The sequence below is a fragment of the Bacillus sp. V59.32b genome (genome assembly GCF_003429085.1).
Taxonomy (GTDB): domain Bacteria; phylum Bacillota; class Bacilli; order Bacillales; family DSM-1321; genus Peribacillus.
The window spans coordinates 61,036-78,767 of record NZ_QVTC01000013.1 but is presented as its reverse complement, the minus strand read 5'-3'; the positions used below and the strand labels follow the sequence as shown (position 1 = coordinate 78,767).

The following is a 17,732-nucleotide window of genomic DNA, read 5'->3' as shown; positions in this document are numbered from 1 at the left end:
CTTACATAATCGTCGCTTCAGGCTCATGGGCAATTAGCTCGACAATTTTATTGTTTTCACCCATTATGGCTACCTTAGGCTTATGGTCGCGAACCTTTTCATCCGGGACCATTACATAGGAAATAATAATCACGATATCATCCGGCTGAACCAATCTCGCAGCCGCCCCGTTTAGGCATATGACACCGCTTCCTCTTTCTCCTGGGATGATATACGTTTCCAGTCGTGCTCCATTATTGTTGTTTACGATCGCCACTTTTTCATTTGGCAGCATCCCGACCGCATCCAGGATATCTTCATCAATCGTAATGCTTCCCACATAGTTCAGATTGGCCTCAGTTACCCGGGCACGGTGTATTTTCCCATTCATCATTGTACGAAACATAAAAATTCTCCCCTTCTTTAAAGTGTTAGGGTTATATTGTCAATTAATCTTGCTTTCTTGAATTTGACGGCAAGAGCAATGATTATTTTGCCTTGGAGCTTGCTCACAGGTTTTAATTCGGGATAGGAATGGATTTCGATATAATCTACTTCACCGCTCGTATGGTTTTCGATATGTTCTCTCATCATGTCGATAAGCCGTTCCGGCCTGTCCACCCCATCTTCTATTGCCCGTTTGGCAGATGTGAGGCTTTGATATAATTCCTTTGCTTCTTTGCGTTCGTCCTCCGAGAGATAAACGTTACGCGAACTCTTTGCAAGGCCGTCTTCTTCACGAACGGTCAGGACCGGGACCAATTCGATATCGAAATGGAAATCCCTAATTAAGCCGTCCACGACTGCTACCTGTTGCGCATCCTTCATTCCGAAGTAAGCCTTGTCCGGATTGATGATATTGAACAATTTCGTAAGCACGGTGGCAACCCCATCGAAATGCCCCGGTCTTTTGCTGCCGCATAAGACATCGGTCCGGTCTTGAACAGTTATTTTTACCGATGCCGGATCACGATACATCTCAATAACAGATGGGAGAAAGATATAATCGACACCTGCATCTTCCGCGATTGTTTCGTCCCTGTCCATATCGCGCGGGTATGTTTCGAAATCCTCGCTTGGGCCGAACTGCGTCGGGTTGACGAAAATACTGAGTACTAAAAGATCATTTTCTTTTCTGGCATTAGCCAGTAGACTTTGATGCCCCTCATGCAGAAAACCCATCGTAGGGACATAACCGACGCTTTTGCCGGTTTTCTTCTCCGCACGAATCGTTTGCTGCATTTCACGGACCGTAGTAATGATTTTCATTATTTGCCTCCGTACAATGCTGAAACTTCTTCTTCCTTCATGGTGAACATGTGTTTCTCTTCAGGAAATTCTTTAGCTTTTACCTCTTTGACATATTGGGAAACTGCAGCCAGAATTAACGCATTTGCGTCTCCGTATGTTTTCACGAATTTAGGAACACGGTCCACCCCGTAATTGACGACGTCATGGAACACGAGGACTTGTCCGTCCGTTTCAACTCCCGCTCCAATCCCGATTGTTGGGATATTCAATGCTTTCGTAATCATCTCGGAAACCTGATGCGGTACACATTCGAGCACTAAGGCAATCGCTCCTGCTTCCTCGCACTTCTTCGCATCTTCAAGCAGCTTCCCGGCCGCTTCCGCATCTTTCCCCTGCACTTTGTATCCGCCAAGAACCCCGACGGACTGAGGCGTTAAGCCAAGATGGGCGACAACGGGCACTCCTGCTCTTGTAAGGGCGGCAATCTTTCCAGTCACTTCTTCCGCTCCTTCAACCTTTACCGCGTCTGCCTGGCCTTCCTGGATAATGCGGGCGGCGTTCTTTAATGTTTCGTCTATGGAAAGATGGTAACTCATAAAAGGCATGTCCGTAACGACGAATGTATCCCTCGCCCCTCTTTTAACTGCTTTCGTATGATGGATCATGTCGTCGACCGTTACCGGTATTGTGGATTCATAGCCAAGAACGACCATGCCCAAGGAGTCACCGACAAGGATCATGTCAACATCCGCCTGTTCTGCAAGTTTTGCTGTCGGAAAGTCGTAGGCTGTCAGCATGGTGATTTTTTCACCGTTTTGTTTCATTTTCATAAATTTTCCGGATAATTTCATTCTTCTTCCTCCTTTATAATTAGAGGAGATGAAACACCAGCGCCTGAGCTGCTGTCGCATGATTACTTCGTTTGTCCAAAAAAGAGGCTGACTCTGGTATGATACAAACGAACACCGCAATAACCATAATGAGCAAGAAAACTTGCATCGATATCGTCATGGAGGGCCGTTCATACTGCTACCCAAGTCAACCTCTTGTTAACATCCAGAAGTTTCATCCCTCCGTCCCCGTCCAGCATACTGGATCAAGGCAGAAATTTGTTTTCAGATTCAAGTTCATGCAGGTGCAGTTCCAGGGATACTGCCCAATGGAATTATATCAATTTCTTTTAAAAAATGCTATCACTATACATTACTATATGAATCAATTTCATAAATTTAACCCTAGAGATCCAATGGTTCTGAGACGTAAAAAAAAAAGAGTACCTCTCCAAATGTCGAAATAAGTAAGCACCACACACACGTATAGGACTGAAGGAAAACTCCCTATGCCTATTATACGACAAGGAGCCTGTTTGACCTACAAGAATGATATGATGTTGAACTTACCAACGATGTGAAGCTGTTTTTTCAGCTATTGAAATCGAGCCAAATCTTCGCTGTGTTAGTACCCTCTCTTGATTTCCAAACCTGTTGCTTTTCCTCAGGCGGCGACTCATCGAAAATGCATACGCATTTTCTCGTGCGGTGACTATTCATGGATGATGCTTCAACGTCCTGCGAGAAAAGCGTGGCCAAGTGAGCCCTCGCAGGAGCGAAGCGACGAGGAGGCTCACGGACCGCCAGCGGAAAGCATCTGCCTGTAGCGGAAATCAACAGCCTAATTCAACAGGTACAAACTAAGAACATTTTTTGATTAACTAATATTCTGTTGGTCTGTATTTCTTTATAAAAGGCTCTGTTAAACGATAATGTTGTTTTTGGGAAGGGAATCTGCGAGACTCCTCGAAAATGCATACGCATTTTCTCGTGCGGTGTCTATTCAAGGATGATGAATCAACGTCCTGCGGAAAAACGGGCTGGCAAGACCCCGCAGCGAGGTACGAGTGAGGAGGCTTGCCAGTTCGTCCGCGGAAAGCGAGTAGATTCCATGACCATTTGAAAATCAACAATGGAATTTAACAGAGCTTTATAAAAAGGAATTATGAAATTGATTCATATAAGATAATTTATGAATTTAAAGCTCACCCTCCAATTATATAGGCCGAGGAGAAAGCGAATCTTCTCTTCGGCCTATTCAATCGGTCTTTAAATGAAAATTAACACGATTATTTATCATAAGTAATTCTTTCGTTCAACTTATATACCGGAAAGGTCAAGGCAGCTCTATATCCGCGGAATAGATGCTATGGATTTTTCCACTGTCATCTTCAAGAAGTAGCACACCGTCGTCGGTTATGCCGAGCGCTTTCCCGAAAATCGTTTCCGTCAGGGTGGATGCCTTAATTTCTTTCCCTAAAGACACGGCGTAGCTTTCCCACAAAATTTTTATCGGGGCAAAGCCTTTGTCCAAATAAAGCTGATAGAGTTTTTCCATGGTTGCCAGTATATTTTGAATCAGCTTTGCCCGCGAAATCGTCTCGCCGGACTCTATGGAAAGGGAAGATGCCTTCTGCCTTAGTTCTTCAGGAAAATCATCGATTGTCTGGTTCACGTTGATCCCAATGCCAATGATTACTGAATGGATCCGGTCCGCCTCTGCCTGAAGCTCTGTCAGGATGCCGGTAACCTTCTTTCCCTTAATGAGTATATCATTCGGCCATTTGATCCCTGGCATGAGTTCCGTTGTTTCCTCTATTCCCTTAGCAACTGCAACAGCAGCAAGCAATGTTAACTGAGGAGCTTGTTGAAAAGGAATATTCGGCTTCAGGATCAAGCTCATCCAAATGCCTGAGTATTTGGGTGAATGCCAGCTTCTTGAAAGTCTTCCTTTGCCAAAAGTCTGCTCTTCAGCTACAACAAGAGTGCCTTCCACGGCTCCATCTCCGGCTAAACGGTGTGCGATTTTCTGAGTGGAATCCACTGATTCTTCATAATGGACGGATTTTCCGAAAGTTTTCGTGCTCAAACCAAGCTGGATTTCATCATTGGTCACCTTTTCGGGCTTGCTGATGATCCGGTAGCCTTTCTTGCGGATCCCTTCCAGTACATATCCTTCACTGCGCAAATCTTCTATATGCTTCCATACCGCAGTCCGGGAACAGCCGATATATTCAGCGATATCCTGGCCAGAGATAAATGCCCCGCCCGCTTTTGAAAAGGCTTCAATGAGTTTACTTCTTACATCCGATCGCAAAACATAAGCCACTCCTTTATCGCTTCTTTTCGGTTAACTGTTTCCCCGTTAAGGATGGATTTTAGAATAAACTGTAGTTCTTCCTTAATCCAGGGGCCGGGGCGCCTGCCATACCAGGTTACGAGGTCATTGCCATTGACCGTGAGCTCTGACATATCGTGAATCGGCAGCCTCTTAAAAACTTCCACAATCCTTCGTTCCGAATCACGCTCGTCTTTATCTTCAAGAACCGCCATTACCCTTACCGCTTTTACCGCATCTTTCATTCCCGTTGTTAAAAGCGCCAATCTGTCGTTTGTAAAATCCGTGCCGGCTGATACATGATGGCTTATACTTTGAATTTCCCTTATTTGTTTGATAGGCATTTTCCAGTCTCTCAGTAAAGACTCGATATGATCAATCTGACAGAGAATCATAAACAAAGACCATAATTCAGCCGGATCATCTGTCTTCTGAAGCGGCAAGGCTTGGAGTGCATCCAAGGTTTTTCCTTGATTAGAGAAACCCGGTAAATAGGTATAAAGGCCGCTTGCATTCAACAATTCAAAAGCCTTTTTCCTGCCTTCGCCTTTTAACATTTTTTCAAACTCGGCAAAAATACGTTCAACCGCAATATTTTCTAATAGATAACCGTTTTTTTGCAGTGATTCGAGCGTTTGTCCATCCAATTCAAAAGTGAGCTGGCTGACAAAACGGATAGCCCGCATCATCCGGAGTGCATCCTCGCGAAATCGCTCATCAGGATTGCCGACAGTGATGATTCGCTTTTCAAGAATGTCCTTTTTACCATGAAACGGATCAATCAAATCCCCGGCTTTATTCATGGCAATCGCGTTCATCGTAAAGTCTCTTCGCTTTAAATCTTCCTCAAGTGTCCGGATGAATTGAACCGTATCAGGGCGACGGAAATCCGAGTAGCCGGTTTCCGTTCTGAAGGTGGTAATCTCATATCCTTCGCCATCATGAATGACCAATACGGTCCCATGTTCAATGCCAACATCGACCGTTTTTCCAAAAACCGATTTTATTTCCGACGGAGTCGCTGATGTTGCGATATCCACATCATTAATTTCCTTGTCGAGAAGGTAATCTCGGACTGAGCCTCCTACAAAGTAAGCTTCAAAGCCCGCTTCTTCTATCTTTGTCAAGATTGGGACAGCTTTTAGAAATGTCTGATTCATGGAGGACATCCTCCTTTATTGATTAGGTAATTTTTGTGACACTAATTGACGGTAAATGGACTCATATTGGGCAGTGATGGTATCGGAACTGAACTTGGTTTGCACCCTCTCGGCGGCCGCTTCGGATACGCGTTGATAAAGTTCAGGATTAGATAACAGTTCAACGGCTTTTTCGGCGACGCCTTCAATATCGCCAAGTTCACAAAGATAGCCTGTCTTCCCATCCTCAATGACTTCAGGAATTCCGCCGACATTTGTACCGATGCCGGGAACACCGCAAGCCATTGCCTCGAGTAAAACAAGACCGAAGCTTTCTTTTTCAGAAAGCAGCAGAATCAGCTCGCTGATTGAATATAATTCTTCCAGATTATCCTGTTTGCCAAGAAACAATACATGGTCTTCCAGGTTGAGATCCTTAACCAGTCTGCAAACGACCGTCATTTCAGGTCCATCCCCGACCAATAGCAATTTTGCCGGCATTTTTTTTCTTATTAAATCAAAGGCCTGCACGACATCCTTCACCCGTTTGACAGCTCGGAAGTTGGAGACATGGATACATACCTTCTCCGAATCATCGATGCCATATTGCTGACGCAAATGGCGGGAATCCGTTTTTTGATAGACACGTTCATCAATAAAGTTATAGACGGTATGAATGTCCTTATCAGGGGCGATCAATTCCATCGTCTGGCTGACCAATGCATCCGAAACGGCTGAAACCGCATCCGATTTTTCGATGCCGAACTTGATCAAATCCTTTAAGGATGGATCGTAACCTAAAACAGTTATGTCCGTTCCATGTAGTGTTGTTACGATCTTAACATCGGTTTCAGCCATTTGCTTCGCCAATATCGCGCATACAGCATGCGGGATCGCATAATGCACATGCAGGATATCGAGCTTCTCCCTTTTGATTATTTCAGCCATTTTGCTCGCCAGTGCAAGGTCATAGGGCGGATATTGAAAGACGGAGTAAGAATTCACTTCTACTTGATGATAGTAAATATTATGGTACATCTTGTTTAGTCGAAAAGGCATGCTTGAAGTAATGAAATGAATTTCATGTCCCTTTTCAGCAAGCAGCTTTCCGAGCTCGGTCGCTACGACTCCCGAGCCTCCTACAGTTGGATAACAGGTAATTCCAATTTTAAGTTTCATAATTAATCTCCTAATAAGTCAGCTGAAAGCAACAGCGGTTTTTTGGAAATAAAACCTTCCGCATACGCGACTCCTGCCCCGTGGCCAAACAATCGCTCCCTGGCTTCCACCGTTTCAATGTAGCCGTTTACTAACGGGGTTTCTACTGCGTTTTCACCCTTTTGAAACTGACTTTCATAAGCTCGCAGGCTATCAAGCTTCTGACTGATCGTTTCGGAAATATCAATCAGAAAATCAGGCTTATGAAATCCATTTATCATATACAGATATAAATGATTTGCCTTATGGGGGCCCCGGGACCCCGGCCCGGTTTCTTCCCCATATTTCCTTATGCCTGCCGAGAAGGCCGCTTCCTCTACCAGTCGCATACAATTACCGTGGTCGGGATGGCGGTCTTCATAATAAGGGGCGAAAAGGAGCTTGGGCCTGTATCTTCTAATAACGGCAACGATCTCATCAATCGCATCTTTGTTCATAAATAATCCGCGATCAGGCAGGTCAAGTGAAATTCTTTCAACACCGAGAATCGCAGCCGCTTTCTCCGCTTCTTGAATACGTCTCTTGACCGTGCCGTTCGAAGACAGCTCCGCCTTTGTCAGATCACAGATGAGTATTTTCTTGCCTAAAGCGGCATATTTCGCGAGGCTCCCGCCCATGCCGATTTCAACATCATCGGCATGCGCACCAAAAGCCAGGATATCGACATCATTTCCCATTCGTCTTACCTTGTTCCCGGGCAATATCTCTCCATGACATATACCCATTCTTCAGTCCGTGAATCAATACCTCTGCAGTTCCCATATTGGTTGCAAGCGGTACATTATAGACATCTGACAGCCTGATTAATGCTGTGACATCCGGCTCATGCGGCTGAGCCGTAAGCGGATCACGGAAAAAAATAATCATATCCATTTCATTATTGGCAATCATTGCGCCGATTTCCTGGTCTCCTCCAAGCGGACCCGATTTGAATCGATGTATGCCTAAGGATACTTCCTCGGAAATCAGCTTACCCGTAGTCCCGGTCGCATATAATTCATGCTGCTCAAAAATATCTTTGTACGCAGTCACAAACCTGATTAAATCTTCCTTTTTTTATCATGGGCGATCAAAGCTAATTTCATCCGTATCCTCTCCTATTCGATGATATTCTCTAGACCATATACAAGGCTATCCATGTTCATCACAGTTTCAACCGCAAGTTTTACCCCAGACATAAAAGAGGCCCGGTTAAAGGAATCATGACGGAGAGTAAGCATTTGTCCATCGGCCCCGAACATAACCTGCTGATGGGCGATTAATCCCGGAAGCCTGACACTATGTATATGCATGCCTTCAATATTGGCGCCGCGGGCACCTTTTATCGTTTCTTTCTCCGCATGATGTCCCTGTTCTTTCGGTTGTCTCACGCTCTTGATCATTTCTGCTGTTTTAACGGCTGTACCTGATGGTGCATCTAATTTTTGATCATGATGCAGTTCAATAATCTCGATATCAGGAAAATACTTTGCCGCCATTTGTGAGAATTTCATCATTAAAATCGCGCCGATTGCAAAGTTGGGCGCAATGATGCAGCCGCGTCCCGTTTCCTTTGTAAGCCTGTCAAGTCTCGCTAAGTCATCAGCAGAAAACCCTGTGGTACCGACAACTGGGCGGATACCTGATGTTAAGGCCAGTTCGGTATGCAACATTCCCGTTTCAGGTGTCGTCAGATCAATGAGCACATCCGCATTAACGCTTGAGAAGCATTGCTCCGCATCGGAATATACGGGCGCATCAATGCCTTGAAAGCCTTCGATTTCTTTTAAATTCATCCCGTCATGCTTTCGATCAAGAACGGCAACGAGTTCAAATTCATCTGTTTCGTGAACAAGTTTAACCGCTTCACTGCCCATTCTTCCCCTTGGCCCGGCTATGATAATTTTAATTTTCTCCACTGTCATCGATCCCCTCTGTTTGATTCCCGATTCGTGTCCATCTATCTTTGTCACGTGTCTTGAATTTGTCCATGACCGCATCATGAGCAGTCTGTAAATCAATATGTAAGGAGTTGGCAAAGCAAATGATCACGAAAAGCAAATCCGCAAGCTCTGCTTCGACGGTATTTGCGTCTTCCGTCGATTTTTTCGGCTTTTCACCATAAGAGTGGTTGACCTCCCGGGACAGCTCCCCCAACTCTTCTGAAAGCCTGGCTAGCATGGCGAGCGGACTGAAGTACCCTTCTTTAAACTGGCTTATGTATTGATCCACTTCTGTCTGAAGTTCCTTTAACGTTTTCCTGTTTTCCAAATAATCACCTTTTTCTCTGCTATATCCTGTTCTAATGTTAGCGAAAACTTTCGGTTCTGACAAACATTTTCGCCGCCGCTGCCCGGATTGCTACTGGCTGATTATTCCTTTATAATAGTGTTCATTGAATAATTGGAAATTCAAATGGCACGGGAGGTAGCTGATTTCATGTTTTCTGGCTTAAAGTTAAAAAATATATTATTTATTTTGCTTGGTTCCGCCATTTTCGGCTTTGGACTGATTCATTTTAATATTCAAAATAACCTTGCTGAAGGAGGCTTTACCGGACTTACACTGATTATCTACCAATTAGCCGGAATTGACCCTTCCTACTCAAACCTAATTTTAAATATTCCTCTCTTCTTTCTCGGCTGGAAATACCTTGGCAGGACCGCCTTCTTTTATACGATAATTGGAACCGTCAGCCTTTCCGTATGGCTATGGATTTTCGAACGATATCAATTTGATATTCCTCTTCGCGACGATTTGATGCTCGCCGCGCTATTTGCCGGTGCTTGTGTCGGCATCGGTCTCGGAATTACGTTTCGATACGGCGGCACGACAGGCGGTGTCGATATCATTGCCAGGCTGGCTTTCCGCTACATGGGCTGGAGCATGGGAAGAACGATGTTTTTATTCGATGCGGTCGTGATTACACTTTCAATCCTGACCTATCTTGATCATCGGGAAGCGATGTACACAATTGTAGCTGTCTTCATTGGGGCAAGAGTGATTGATTTTATGCAGGAAGGTGCTTATTCGGCAAGAGGAGCGATGATTATTTCCGATAAAAACACAGAAATCTCGGAAAAAATCATGAAGCAGATGGACCGGGGCGTCACAGTACTAAGGGGATATGGCTCTTTTTCAAAAACGGAAAGAGAAGTGCTTTATTGCGTCGTAGGCAGGAACGAAATTGTCCGGCTAAAAAACGTAATCACTTCCGTAGATCCACACGCCTTCGTATCTGTCAGCATCGTACATGATGTTTTGGGAGAAGGATTTACACTTGATGAAAACAAAAATCCCATTGAACGTTGAAAACTATAAATTAAAAAACCAACTTCGGCAAACTACCGAAGTTGGTTTTTTCATGCTAATTAGTCGTCGCTGCGAGTCATTCCTGTGTACATCAGAACGAGCCTCACTAATTCGAGAACGGCGACGGCGGCTGCGGCAACATATGTTAAGGCCGCGGCATCAAGAACTTTTTTCGTTTCTCTTTCTTCATCATTTCTGATAATTCCCAAAGAAACAACCTGATCCATCGCTCTTGAGGACGCGTTAAATTCAACAGGCAAGGTAACAATTTGAAACACTACGGCTGCTGCCATAAAAATGATCCCTAGCAGCAGCAAGTTTGCCATTCCGGCAAATATCCCAATCATGATCAAAATCCAGGAAAAGTTGGATCCGATGCTCGCTACTGGCACTAGTGTATGGCGGAGGCGAAGGAAAGCATAAGCCTCCTGGTCCTGGATGGCATGTCCAACCTCATGGGCAGCTACGGCCGTACCCGCCAGGGAATGGCCATGAAAATTATTCGAAGACAATCTGACTGTTTTTGAGCGGGGATCATAATGATCGCTCAAGACACCCGGTGTTTCTTCGACTGTGACATTGTATAACCCTTTTTCGTCGAGGATTTGCCTGGCAACCTGAGCGCCGGTCATCCCTGTCGAGGACGGGACTTCTGAATATTTCTTATATGCGCTTCTCACCTTCATTTGGGCATATATCGGGATGAGAATGATAATCGCGAAATAGATAAGATAAGACATGACTTCCTCCTTGTTGTATAGTCTTAGCTTAATTTTATGGTTTCACATGGGAGGTGTCAATCATTGTGTTCTTTCATCGTTTTTTCCTTGCCGCCCTTATATTTTCTCCAACCGACGTAGGATAATGTCAGAATAATAATGCTACCAGTGGAGATAATAACCCACCAAAGTGACGGATCTGCCTCATCTTCGTTCATCTCATCAAAAATCGATTTTAGATCCTGCTGCAGTGCTTCCAATTCCTTTTGGCTCCCCTTTTCGGAAAAAACCTGGATGCTATTATGATTGATATATTGCAGGCGGCTATCGAGCTTCTGGATTTTTTCCGGTGCAATATCCACCTTCAAGCTTGGATAAATCAAGTCATATTGAGACAACAGCGTATTAAGCTGGACATGAAACTCCTCAGGGTTCTGTTTCTCAACCGCAGCTCTTGTCTGGCTGAACGTAACCATCATTTGATCTTCCATGGCCGTCCATAACGGCTGATGCGTTGACTTAATCGCATCCACCACCAGCCGGAACTTGGTCACTGCATTATCTTTTTCAGCTTCGGTTGCTTCATTGTTGTTGACGGTCTCTAGTGCCTGATTATGGGCGACCGTTATAATCCGCAGTTCGTCCATACTGAAAATCTGTTCCTTTGCCGTGACCTTTAAAAACCGTTCCGAAAAATAAGTCAGCATTTTTTCTGTATCTTCATATCTCTTCAGCTTGGTCAGCTGCAGCGCTTCATCAGAAATTTCATCTAATTGTATTAAACTAGAAGAGGATTCTGCATGAACATTAGAAAAAGAAGCCGCAAATAGTACGAAAACCAGCAACAGGATTTTTTTTATCATACCTTGTCCCTCCTCATTCCTCTACTACACCATATGAGTGAGGATTTCAGAGTAGACCTTATTTTTAAGAAATGCGCAAACGCCCTTTAAGTAAGCAACATCGATGGAAAATCTGCCACATCGTTATGTCATTTGTGAAAGCCCGCCCATCCTGGGTAAGTCTAATTGGCGATCCTTTTAAGGATGAGACAGAGTCATCGTTCCACTTATAGAGACAAGGCGTGCCGGCCCTTTCTGATGCCAAAATAATACCCGATAAAAATGGAAAGGATGCTTAACCAAAAAGTAAAATAGCCGATCCGGTCATTATATTGCATGAGGTCACTGTACCTTGGCATCATATCAAATACATAATCAATGATATCGTTATGAACGGTCCAGATTGCCGCTACAATCAGGTGCCACACTTTTATCCGAAAGAACGGGGAATACAGGATTCCCTGGATGGCCATTCCCAGATGTGAAGCCATAAGCATATAGCCCTCCCACGGCAAATATCCTGTTGTATAAAGCGTTAATAGGTTCATCACAACAGCCCAGATTCCATATTTAAAAAGCGTCACAATAGCCAGCGCCTCAAACAGTCCCCAATTCGTTTTCAATAAGAAAGCAAGGAGGACAAACACAAAAAATAAACTGGCGGTCGGACTATCAGGAACAAAAGCCAAAAAGATGTCAGGCGTTTCCTTTAATTGATACCCATACCAATAGTATCCGTATATCGTACCGACTAAATTAATGACGAAAAGTAAAAGTATCGTCGTTTTATTAGCAAGAACTCCATAAACGATGTTCATTCTCTTCCCTCTTTCTGTACACAATCAAGCTTAATAGAATACACCTATTCTACCGTCATTTTCCGTTCAATCCAAGTTTTTCTTACAATTAAGAAAAACATAACGTCCTTGTAGGAACTGCGATAATAATTGGCCACGTCCTGTGGCAAACGTAATTCTGAGTTTAGATAATAAATCCCGAGTTTGGATAATAAACTCGGAGTTCGGATAAGAAATCTGGGTTTGGATATTGGCATTACCCCATCCTAAACAAGTCCGAGCGCTTAAACCTCACCTAAAGGTCCTCTTTGATATTAATCTAAAATGAAAACTGGCTGGCCGCTCCGCTGACTGACTATGATCGTCCGTTACATCTTGTGGCGACGTCGGCGCAAGTCACGTCAATTGCCATAGCTGGACATTTTTCAAAGTTATTCCTTCTATAATTACAAAAAACTGACAGAAAAATTCCGTCAGTTTTTTATACTTTATTCTTTTGTTTTGGCTTCTGAGATAAAGTTAGCCAATACCTCTAATTCTTCATCAGTACCTTTGAATATTCCAGCCGGCATCGAACCTTTACCTTCTTTTGCGATTTTCGCAATTTCTTCAGGTGTAAGGCCTGTGTCGACTAATGTCGGTGCTGCTGCTCCACCGGTGAGTTCAGCGCCATGGCAGCTTATACAGCCATTGGCTTCATATATAGCATAGCCATCACTTTCCTTGTCAACCGAGCTTTCAGCGACGATTTGACCCTGTTTCTTAGCCGCCTCCCAGTCATGGGTAGCGACGGATTGCCAGGTAAGGAAAATAACTGACGCAACTGCCAGAAGCATGAATCCGACCGCAAACGGACGTTTTGCGGGACGTCGTTCCGGACCACGGTCGATGAACGGAGCAAGCATTAATGCCCCGAATGCGAGTCCAGGAATGACAAGTGCCCCAATCACGTTATAAGGACCAGATGCGTAAGTATATTTCAATAATTGATAAAGAAATAAGAAATACCAGTCAGGCAATGGAATATATGCTGAATCAGTCGGATCTGCAATTCTCTCCAATGGAGACGGGTGAGCAACTGTTAAGCATAAATAACCAATCAGGAAAACTGCCCCAACCATCCATTCCTTTAACAGGAAATTCGGCCAAAACGCTTCCGTTTTACCAGGATATTCCGAGTAATCCTTAGGAATATTCGGTTTGCGATGTTCAGCCGTTGGAATTCGCGAGTCTCCAACGAACTTCATTCCTTTTCCACGAAGCATCGAACCATCCCCTCCTTTATGAAAAGGTTATTAATTTCAAATGAATTTGTTTTTTACAATGGGCCAGAAATACCCTGTTTGCGAATCATTAGGAAGTGAGCTGCCATTAAACCAAGAAGCGCTGCTGGCAGGAAAAACACGTGAATCGCAAAAAAGCGTGTCAGCGTTTGCGCACCGATAATCGTTGGATCCCCCGGCAAGCAATGTTTTAATAGCCGTACCAATGAATGGAACAGATTCAGCGATTTGCAAGCCTACTTTTGTTGCAAATAGCGCTTTCATATCCCATGGCAATAGGTAACCAGTGAACCCTAGGCCTAACATAACAAAGAAAATTAAAACTCCAACAATCCAGTTAAGTTCACGAGGTTTTTTATAGGCTCCTTGGAAAAACACTCGAAGAGTATGTAAAAACATCATAACGATTACCAAGCTTGCTCCCCAATGATGCATTCCGCGGACGATTTGTCCGAAAGCAACTTCATTTTGTAAATAGAATACTGATTGCCAGGCATTTGTAATATCAGGCACGTAGTACATCGTTAAGAACATACCTGAAAGGATTTGGATGACCGTAATGAAAAATGTCAACCCGCCGAAGCAATAAACAAACGCGGAAAAGTGATGCGCCGGGTTTACATGTTCCGGAACCTCATGGTCAGCAATATCCCGCCATAATGGCGTAATGTCTAACCGCTCGTCAACCCAGTCATAAATCTTGTTTAACAATTATTACGCCCCCTTATGCGGTTTTACTTGACCTAAATAAAGAATTCCGTCTTTTTCTCTAAAATCATAAACATCCAAAGGTGATATAGGCGGCGTTCCCTCTACGTTCATCCCGTCTTTTGTATATCTGCCATAGTGACAAGGACAGAAAAACTGGTTTGGATTTGACTTGTCCGTATTCCAGTCGACCGTACATCCCAAGTGCTTACAAACCGGTGATAAAGCAACGATTTCGCCGTTATCATCCTTGTACACCCAAGCGGTGTTGGTTATTTCGGACGTGTACCACGCATCAACCTGCTCATATGAAAAGTCGACACGCTTTGGTTCAGTTGTCAATTCAGACACTTTTTGATTGGTGGCGATAAAATCACTATCCGCGCCTGCTTTTAATACAGGATCAACAGCAAATCTTACCATCGGCATCAACATGCCTGCTGCCATGAACCCACCTATTCCGGTAAGTGTATAACTAAGGAATTGACGTCTAGAAACATTATGCTTACTCATGCATTTCCCCCCTCTATCACTAAACTTAAGCCCAAAGGACCCATGATAGTAACACTATAAAACTAGGACATTACAATGATATATCAATAATTCGCCAAGGTCAACAACCTGATAAACAACAAAAGCCCTTTAAAGAGTATTAATTAAAAAAATTTCAAAAAAACAGATTATGATTCATTCCATTTCCGGGTAAATAAATCAAACACCTGACGCGCCTGATCATTGATCATGGCCCTTATCTGGTTTTCTTCTAAATGTTCAAGCGGAATGGATGGTATCCAGATCAATGTTCCTTCGAGCTCCTGTTCACGTGCTTTCCACTCATTGTCTGAAGTAATAAAGCAGATATTCTTAAAACTGCCTACTTCAGCCGTCCATGCTTTAACCTGATCCATTCTTTTGTCTATACTAAGGCTGGTCAAGTATGCCAATGAAGGCAAGAGCATGATCCGCCCTTTAAATTGATTTTCAATAGCGGCGGTTAACATGTTGATAAAATCATACATGGACGCGGATTGTTTCATTTCCTTTTCAAATGAAACAGGCACAAGCGGTATGAGAACTGTGTCAATATATTCACGCGCCTCTTCAAATGTATCAATATCCTTTGGTGTCCATCTCAAGCTAAATACCTCCTAAAAACTGTTGAATCAACTTCCTTACTATATTAACATTTTTCTTCAGATTATAGTATCTTTTCCAATTATAATCGGTTTTAACTGCTGATAAAATCAAAAATAAAAAACCTTCCCGTTTGGGCAAGGCTTTAAGAAACATGTAGGAATTATTTATTTTGCTTGCTTAATTTGTTTAGCTGCGCTGAAAATTCTAGGAAAGCCGCTTCATCATGCCGATCTAGAGCATCGTCAATCTGCGCCAATATTTTTTCCCGCTGGAATGAAAGGATCGTTTTTTCTAAAAATTGTTCAGCAACAATCTTATCTCTCTCATTGATTGTTCTGCTTTTTGGCATGAACGGGTTCGTCTCCAGCACCGCAGCGTATTGGTAAGAAGAATAGGCGGACTTAAAGTTAAGCTGGATATAAATTTCTTCCTCGCGATTCAATCTGATATCGTGAAAGGACTTTTCGGCATCTGTCGTCATAATGTTGGACTTATAAAATCTGAATGGCGCTTCGTCAACACAGTGTGTTGACATAACGAGCCCTCGGGGGCAATATTGTGCGTTTTCAACGAAGTGAACCTTCTTCATGAGTTGGTCATGGCTCATCAGATAGTTCAAAATCCAGACACACTCTCTACGTTTAAGTTGATAATGGTTCAAAAACCAGCGAATAAAATCCTTCTTCTCATTCACAGATACAGGGGCTGCCACCATGAGTTCCCTCCTCTGTATTAATATTGTCCCATTGGGGCATTTACAAGTGATCCTTGTCATCTGTCAGACGTTCTAAAATCATCATGTACTCGTCATTTGATGGGTTTTCCAAAACAAGCTTATTAAATATTTCTCTAGCCTTGGGTCTGTCTCCTTCTTCCATTAAAAAGAATCCGTAGTCTTCTAAAAATTCCTCGTTGTTCTTAAAAGAATTATATGCTTTATGATAGTAATTTAATGCCTTATCATATTGTTCTAATTTTTGATAACCCACAGCAGAGATCCAGTCAAACTGCGGATCTTCTTCCCCATATTTCTTGACCTCTTCGATGCAGTCGACCGCATCCTCAAAACGTTCTTCCTGCATCAGCAGCTTTAATAATGTCAATGCGGCTTCTAAATAGCCGGGATCTATCGCAAGCGCTTCCCTGAACAATTCCTCCGCCGCGCGGGGTTCGCCCTTTTTTAGCGCGACCTTTCCGCCATAAAAATAAAGGTCCTTATTAAATTCATCGACCCTGATTCCCTCTTTTACAGTACTTAATGAGTGCTCTAGGTCCTCAAGATGCTCATAAGCCTTCGCAAGATATAAATATAAGGAGTTATATTCACGATCAAGCTCTTTTAATTCCTTAAATTTATCAACGGCTGTCTCATAAAGGCCTGCTTGGTAAGCCGTAAACCCGTATTCGAACAATGTGTTGATTTCAAGCTTTTCATCCAATGCCTTTTGAAAGTAACCAAGAGCTTCTTCAAACTGGCCTGATCCGCTTAAAGCCTCTGCCACCCGCTGATTCAAATTGACACCGGCGATTTCAGTCTCTGTTTCCAGCACCTTCCTATAACGAGTAATGGCGTCATTGTCTCTTCCCTGCTGGTAATATAGCTCTCCCAGTGCAAAATCGATTAAAGGCTCTTCAGGAATCAGGGCACTTGCTTGCAGCAGTTTTTGCTCACTGACTTCATCCATTCCCTGCATTTGATATAAATCGGCTTCAAGGAGAAGCGCGCTCGGATACACTTCATCATCCTGACCAATTTGCTCAAGCAACAGAAACGCTTCATCTTCCTGGTCATTATCAATCAAAATTTCTGCAAGCGATAAAATCAATTCGCCAACGCCTGGGTATAAGCGTAATAATTGCTGATACAGATTCTTTGCTTCGTCTATAAATCCGAGCTGCAGCATTTCTTCAGCAAGCTCAAGCATATCTTCGGCGGATTCTGATGCGGTTACGCGTTCAACATGGCTTCTTGCTTCTTCGAATTCGCCTTTTTTTAAGAGTTGTACGGTTTTCTCTACTATATTCATTGTCTTTACCTTCCCTTAAGATAAAACTTCAAAAGTTACAAATTGATACGAAAAATCTCTTTTTGAACAGTGAGTGACAATTAGTTTATCATAATCAAAAGCAACAATTCCATTATTAGAGTTTGTGACTTAGCTTGGCAGAGAGAAAAGGATGAACTTTGCTGTCTGCATAA

General features: G+C 43.3%; 18 protein-coding genes and 2 pseudogenes. 1 reads left to right on the top strand and 19 read right to left on the bottom strand.

Features of this window, described 5'->3' with window-relative positions:
• Position 1: 1 nt before the first annotated feature.
• The 10 genes and pseudogenes from panD to D0463_RS03510 form a co-directional block, all read right to left on the bottom strand.
• Positions 2 to 385, bottom strand: coding sequence for an aspartate 1-decarboxylase (panD, locus tag D0463_RS03560; RefSeq protein WP_117305150.1), 384 nt, complete (start codon positions 383 to 385; stop codon positions 2 to 4).
• Positions 386 to 402: 17 nt separating this feature from the next.
• Positions 403 to 1,248: a pantoate--beta-alanine ligase gene (gene panC, locus D0463_RS03555; protein WP_117305148.1), complete on the bottom strand. Its 846-nt coding sequence runs from the start codon at positions 1,246 to 1,248 to the stop codon at positions 403 to 405.
• The gene (gene panB / locus D0463_RS03550) at positions 1,248 to 2,081 is read right to left on the bottom strand and encodes a 3-methyl-2-oxobutanoate hydroxymethyltransferase (protein ID WP_117305146.1); all 834 of its coding nucleotides are present in this window, start codon (positions 2,079 to 2,081) and stop codon (positions 1,248 to 1,250) included. Before panB ends, panC begins: the two co-directional genes overlap by 1 nt.
• 1,315 nt (positions 2,082 to 3,396) lie before the next feature.
• Positions 3,397 to 4,377 (bottom strand): biotin--[acetyl-CoA-carboxylase] ligase, encoded by a 981-nt coding sequence (locus D0463_RS03540; RefSeq protein ID WP_174234288.1) that lies wholly within the window; start codon positions 4,375 to 4,377, stop codon positions 3,397 to 3,399.
• On the bottom strand, positions 4,362 to 5,558 hold the full coding sequence (locus tag D0463_RS03535; protein ID WP_117305139.1) for a CCA tRNA nucleotidyltransferase: 1,197 nt from the start codon (positions 5,556 to 5,558) through the stop codon (positions 4,362 to 4,364). The genes D0463_RS03540 and D0463_RS03535 overlap by 16 nt, the downstream gene beginning before the upstream one ends.
• A gap of 15 nt (positions 5,559 to 5,573) precedes the next feature.
• Positions 5,574 to 6,716, bottom strand: coding sequence for an N-acetyl-alpha-D-glucosaminyl L-malate synthase BshA (bshA, locus tag D0463_RS03530; RefSeq protein ID WP_117305137.1), 1,143 nt, complete (start codon positions 6,714 to 6,716; stop codon positions 5,574 to 5,576).
• Positions 6,717 to 6,718: 2 nt separating this feature from the next.
• Positions 6,719 to 7,432 carry a bacillithiol biosynthesis deacetylase BshB1 gene (gene bshB1, locus D0463_RS03525; RefSeq protein WP_117305135.1) on the bottom strand — a complete coding sequence of 238 codons (714 nt, stop codon included), beginning with the start codon at positions 7,430 to 7,432 and terminating at the stop codon, positions 6,719 to 6,721.
• Positions 7,422 to 7,840: pseudogene (locus D0463_RS03520) on the bottom strand (methylglyoxal synthase). Before D0463_RS03520 ends, bshB1 begins: the two are co-directional and overlap by 11 nt.
• Positions 7,841 to 7,852: 12 nt before the next feature.
• Positions 7,853 to 8,659, bottom strand: a complete 807-nt coding sequence (gene dapB / locus D0463_RS03515) for a 4-hydroxy-tetrahydrodipicolinate reductase (protein ID WP_117305133.1) — start codon at positions 8,657 to 8,659, stop codon at positions 7,853 to 7,855.
• Positions 8,640 to 9,041, bottom strand: a complete 402-nt coding sequence (locus D0463_RS03510; protein ID WP_174234290.1) for a nucleotide pyrophosphohydrolase — start codon at positions 9,039 to 9,041, stop codon at positions 8,640 to 8,642. The genes dapB and D0463_RS03510 overlap by 20 nt, the downstream gene beginning before the upstream one ends.
• 132 nt (positions 9,042 to 9,173) lie before the next feature.
• On the opposite strand from D0463_RS03510, the gene D0463_RS03505 reads away from it, so the two are divergent.
• Positions 9,174 to 10,046: a YitT family protein gene (locus D0463_RS03505; protein ID WP_117305130.1), complete on the top strand. Its 873-nt coding sequence runs from the start codon at positions 9,174 to 9,176 to the stop codon at positions 10,044 to 10,046.
• Between the two features lie 59 nt (positions 10,047 to 10,105).
• On the opposite strand, the gene D0463_RS03500 is transcribed toward D0463_RS03505, so the two are convergent.
• From D0463_RS03500 to D0463_RS03460, 9 genes and pseudogenes are all read right to left on the bottom strand, one after another.
• Positions 10,106 to 10,786, bottom strand: coding sequence for a zinc metallopeptidase (locus D0463_RS03500; protein ID WP_117305128.1), 681 nt, complete (start codon positions 10,784 to 10,786; stop codon positions 10,106 to 10,108).
• 56 nt (positions 10,787 to 10,842) lie between these two features.
• Positions 10,843 to 11,628, bottom strand: a complete 786-nt coding sequence (ypjB, locus tag D0463_RS03495; RefSeq protein WP_117305126.1) for a sporulation protein YpjB — start codon at positions 11,626 to 11,628, stop codon at positions 10,843 to 10,845.
• 206 nt (positions 11,629 to 11,834) lie between these two features.
• Positions 11,835 to 12,425, bottom strand: coding sequence for a lipoprotein heptaprenylglyceryl N-acetyltransferase LhaT (gene lhaT / locus D0463_RS03490; protein WP_117305123.1), 591 nt, complete (start codon positions 12,423 to 12,425; stop codon positions 11,835 to 11,837).
• A gap of 467 nt (positions 12,426 to 12,892) precedes the next feature.
• Positions 12,893 to 13,669, bottom strand: a complete 777-nt coding sequence (locus D0463_RS03485; protein ID WP_117305121.1) for a menaquinol-cytochrome c reductase cytochrome b/c subunit — start codon at positions 13,667 to 13,669, stop codon at positions 12,893 to 12,895.
• Positions 13,670 to 13,722: 53 nt separating this feature from the next.
• Positions 13,723 to 14,398: pseudogene (gene qcrB / locus D0463_RS03480) on the bottom strand (menaquinol-cytochrome c reductase cytochrome b subunit).
• A gap of 3 nt (positions 14,399 to 14,401) precedes the next feature.
• Entirely contained in the window at positions 14,402 to 14,908 is a 507-nt protein-coding gene (locus tag D0463_RS03475) for a QcrA and Rieske domain-containing protein (RefSeq protein ID WP_117305118.1), read from the bottom strand.
• 167 nt (positions 14,909 to 15,075) lie between these two features.
• A complete protein-coding gene (locus tag D0463_RS03470; protein ID WP_117305116.1) occupies positions 15,076 to 15,531 on the bottom strand; it encodes a YpiF family protein in 456 nt (151 codons plus the stop codon).
• A gap of 161 nt (positions 15,532 to 15,692) precedes the next feature.
• Positions 15,693 to 16,244, bottom strand: coding sequence for a ReoY family proteolytic degradation factor (locus tag D0463_RS03465; RefSeq protein WP_117305171.1), 552 nt, complete (start codon positions 16,242 to 16,244; stop codon positions 15,693 to 15,695).
• Positions 16,245 to 16,287: 43 nt separating this feature from the next.
• Positions 16,288 to 17,559 carry a tetratricopeptide repeat protein gene (locus tag D0463_RS03460; protein WP_117305113.1) on the bottom strand — a complete coding sequence of 424 codons (1,272 nt, stop codon included), beginning with the start codon at positions 17,557 to 17,559 and terminating at the stop codon, positions 16,288 to 16,290.
• Positions 17,560 to 17,732 lie beyond the last annotated feature (173 nt).